This is a genomic window from Hydrogenophaga sp., from assembly GCF_022844385.1.
Lineage (GTDB): Bacteria > Pseudomonadota > Gammaproteobacteria > Burkholderiales > Burkholderiaceae_C > Hydrogenophaga.
The window spans coordinates 1-3316 of record NZ_JALHLX010000220.1 but is presented as its reverse complement, the minus strand read 5'-3'; the positions used below and the strand labels follow the sequence as shown (position 1 = coordinate 3316).

Here is a 3316-nt window from a genome sequence, read left to right as displayed (position 1 = left end):
CCGGCGCCTGTATGTTCGTTACCGCGCATTGCGCTGCTCCAGCCCGTCTTTCAGGGGACGACCGTGATGAATGTCCGCATTTGCGCGCTCGGGCATGGCGGCCAGCCCATGCGTCGGGAACGCGTATCGTCCATTGGTCTGCAATCAATCTCCTCAACGAATTCAACATTCCCGTGCTGAACCTGTTCAACCGCTCCCTCCTCATCGCCGGCGTGCTGTTGCTTGCGGGCTGCGCCGCCACCGTCAGCCAGACCGCCACCTCGCCGGCCTCCCCAGGCGCAGCACCGCAGGCGGCAGGCGCAACGCTCGTCGCTGTGGTCGGTGGCAGTCCGGCCATGCAGGCCAGCAGCGACTGGTCTTCGTTTCTGGCGGAGTGGCAAGAGTCGTTGGCGACTTCCGCAGAAAGCGCCAGGATGCCGTTCGTTTTCGTCAAGGACGAGGCTTCCATCCCGTCCAGGTCATCGATCCTCGTGCGATTGACGGTCAATGACTTCCGGTACGTGTCCACGAACAGGCGGTACATGTTGGGCGTCATCGCCGGCAACGCCTACATGGACGTGGATGCCCAGTACATCGAGCTGCCCGCGAACAAACCGTTCGGATCCAAGAAGTTCAACACCTCGTCCAGTGCCTGGGAAGGCATCTTCTCGGCCGTGACGCCGAAGCAGGTTCGGGCCGTCTCCGATTTGATCGTCAAGGACGTCGCTTCAACGGCGCCAGCGAAGTAGGCCTCACGCCGTGTCGGTCTGCTTCTTGAACGCCAGCGCCACGAAGTCCACAAACGCCCGCACGCGCACCGCGAGCTGGTGGCGTTGCGGGTAGACGGCGTAGATGTCGGCGTCGGGTGTGGCGTGCTGCGGCAGCACCTGCACCAGCCGCCCGGTGGCGAGAAAGCGCTCGATGTCCCACTCGGCCCGCATGAGGATGCCGTGGCCATCGAGCGCCCAGTTGACCGCGATCTCGCCGTCGTTGGTGGTCAGGTTGCCGCGGGTCTTGATGGCCTCGGTGGTCGCGTTTTTGCCGCGTCCCGTGGTCAGGCGCCACAAGCCATAAGCCTCTTCACCCTGGCGGATGCCGATACAGTTGTGCTTGATCAGGTCGTTGGGCACCTTGGGTGTGCCGTGTCTGGCCAGGTAGGCGGGTGAGGCGCAGAGCAGGCGCCGGTTGGGCGCGATGTGGCGGGCGATCACGCGCGCGTCGGGCGGTGCGCCGAAGCGGATGCAGACATCGAAGGAGTCGTCGGTGAGCGCGGGCGGGTTGACCGAGAGTTGCAGCTGCACCTCCATCTGTGGGTGCTTGCGCACGAAACGCGAGATCAGCGGCGCCACATGGCTCCGCCCGAAACCCAGCGTGGCGTTCACGCGCAGCAGGCCCTTGGGGGTGCCCTTGGAAACACCGAGCAACTCCTCCATACCGTCAATCTCTCCGAGGATGCGGCGCGCGTGCTCCAGGTAGAGCTCTCCCTCGGGTGTCATGCCCATGCGCCGGGTGGTGCGGTTGACCAGCGACACGCCCAGGCGGGCTTCCATCTGCGCCAGGTGCTTGCTCACCGCCGGCGTGGTCACGCCGAGTTCGCGCGCCGCGGCGCTCAGGCTGCCGGCACCGGCGAGCACGGAAAAGAAGCCCAGATCGGCGGGTTGGATCGCGTTGTTCATGGGGCACCCATTGTTGAATTGAAGTAAACAATGGATTCACTTTAGCGGTGAATGGACACGCGGTGCAAGACCTACATTCGCACCATCGAACCACCGCACACGGAGACCAACCCATGAAAACCTTCGCCATCGCCACGATTCCCGGAGACGGCATCGGCAAGGAAGTGGTGCCGGCCGGCCAGCAGGTGCTCGAAGCCCTGGCCGCCACAGGCAACGGCTTTCGCTTTGCTTTCGAGGACTTCGACTGGGGCGGTGATTACTACCGCAAACACGGCGTGATGATGCCGGCCGATGGCCTGGACGCGCTGCGTCACAAGGACGCCATCCTGTTCGGCTCTGCAGGCGACCCGGACATTCCCGACCACATCACCTTGTGGGGCCTGCGCCTCAAGATCTGCCAGGGCTTTGACCAGTACGCCAACGTGCGCCCCACGCGCATCCTGCCCGGCATTGACGCGCCGCTCAAACGCTGCAAGGCCGAAGATTTGAACTGGGTGATCGTGCGCGAGAACTCCGAAGGCGAGTACTCCGGCGTGGGTGGCCGGGTCCACCAGGGCCACCCCATCGAGGCCGCCACCGACGTGACCATGATGACCCGCGTGGGGGTGGAACGCGTCATGCGCTTCGCCTTCAAGCTGGCGCAAAGCCGGCCGCGCAAGCTGCTCACCGTGATCACCAAGAGCAACGCCCAGCGCCACGCCATGGTGATGTGGGACGAGATCGCGCTGGAGATTTCCCGCGAGTTCCCCGACGTGAAGTGGGACAAGGAAATCGTGGACGCCGCCACCGCCCGCATGGTGAACCGACCGGCCACTCTGGACACGATCGTGGCCACCAACTTGCACGCCGACATCCTCTCCGATCTGGCCGCGGCACTCGCCGGCAGCCTGGGCATTGCGCCCACCGGCAACATCGACCCCGAGCGCCGCTACCCCAGCATGTTTGAGCCCATCCACGGCTCGGCATTCGACATCATGGGCAAGGGCCTGGCCAATCCGATCGGCACCTTCTGGAGCTGCGTGATGCTGCTCGAACACCTGGGCGAGATGGACGCGGCCCGGCGCCTCATGAAAGCGATCGAACAGGTCACCGCCAACCCCGCGCTGCACACCGGCGACCTCGGTGGCAAGGCCACCACCGCGCAGGTGACCCAGGCCGTGTGCGAGCTGCTCGCTGTGCGCGAACACCGCCTGGCCGCCTGAGCCGACGTTCACGCCGGATTCGCTGTTTCAGTGATCCGGAAACCCCCCACCGGGCCGCAGAGCCCGGTTCATCAGAGCGCCAACCGCGCCGTTTTTGGAGACAAGCATGCAAGCCATTCATTCCTTCACCCGCCGTCGTGTGGTTCAAGCCATGGCCCTGGGTCTGGCTGTTGCCGGCAGCAGCGCCCTGGCGCAAAGCTGGCCCGCGCGGCCCATCAGCCTGATCGTGCCGTTTGCGGCCGGTGGCACCACCGACGTGCTGGCCCGGGCGCTGGCCGACAAGCTCTCACAAAGCCTGGGGCAACCGGTGGTGGTCGAGAGCAAACCCGGCGCGGGTGCGACCATCGGCGCCGACTTCGTGGCCAAGGCCAGGCCCGACGGTTACACGCTGCTGATGGGCGCGGTGCACCACACCATCGCCTCCAGCGTCTACAAGAAGCTCCCCTACGACTTCGCCAA

The 3316-nt window shown here is 65.3% G+C and carries 4 protein-coding genes; 3 read left to right on the top strand and 1 reads right to left on the bottom strand.

Translation table 11 applies throughout. From position 1 onward, the window contains the following. The coding region (locus Q0C59_RS19295) for a hypothetical protein (protein ID WP_291218628.1) at positions 1-728 on the top strand (728 nt) is incomplete at its 5' end. Between the two features lie 3 nt (positions 729-731). Here the strand turns inward: Q0C59_RS19295 and Q0C59_RS19290 are convergent. Beyond that, positions 732-1655: a LysR substrate-binding domain-containing protein gene (locus Q0C59_RS19290; protein WP_291218626.1), complete on the bottom strand. Its 924-nt coding sequence runs from the start codon at positions 1653-1655 to the stop codon at positions 732-734. Between the two features lie 113 nt (positions 1656-1768). Between Q0C59_RS19290 and Q0C59_RS19285 the strand changes: the two genes are divergently transcribed. Further along, the gene (locus tag Q0C59_RS19285; RefSeq protein WP_291218624.1) at positions 1769-2857 is read left to right on the top strand and encodes a tartrate dehydrogenase; all 1089 of its coding nucleotides are present in this window, start codon (positions 1769-1771) and stop codon (positions 2855-2857) included. 106 nt (positions 2858-2963) lie between these two features. Next, the coding region (locus tag Q0C59_RS19280) for a Bug family tripartite tricarboxylate transporter substrate binding protein (RefSeq protein ID WP_407066574.1) at positions 2964-3316 on the top strand (353 nt) is incomplete at its 3' end.

What these genes read in the sequence shown, in the direction of transcription:
- Q0C59_RS19290 (WP_291218626.1), bottom strand. Translation starts at nt 1,655, where the DNA reads ATGAACAACGCGATCCAACCCGCCGATCTGGGCTTCTTTTCCGTGCTC.
- Q0C59_RS19285 (WP_291218624.1), top strand. Translation starts at nt 1,769, where the DNA reads ATGAAAACCTTCGCCATCGCCACGATTCCCGGAGACGGCATCGGCAAG.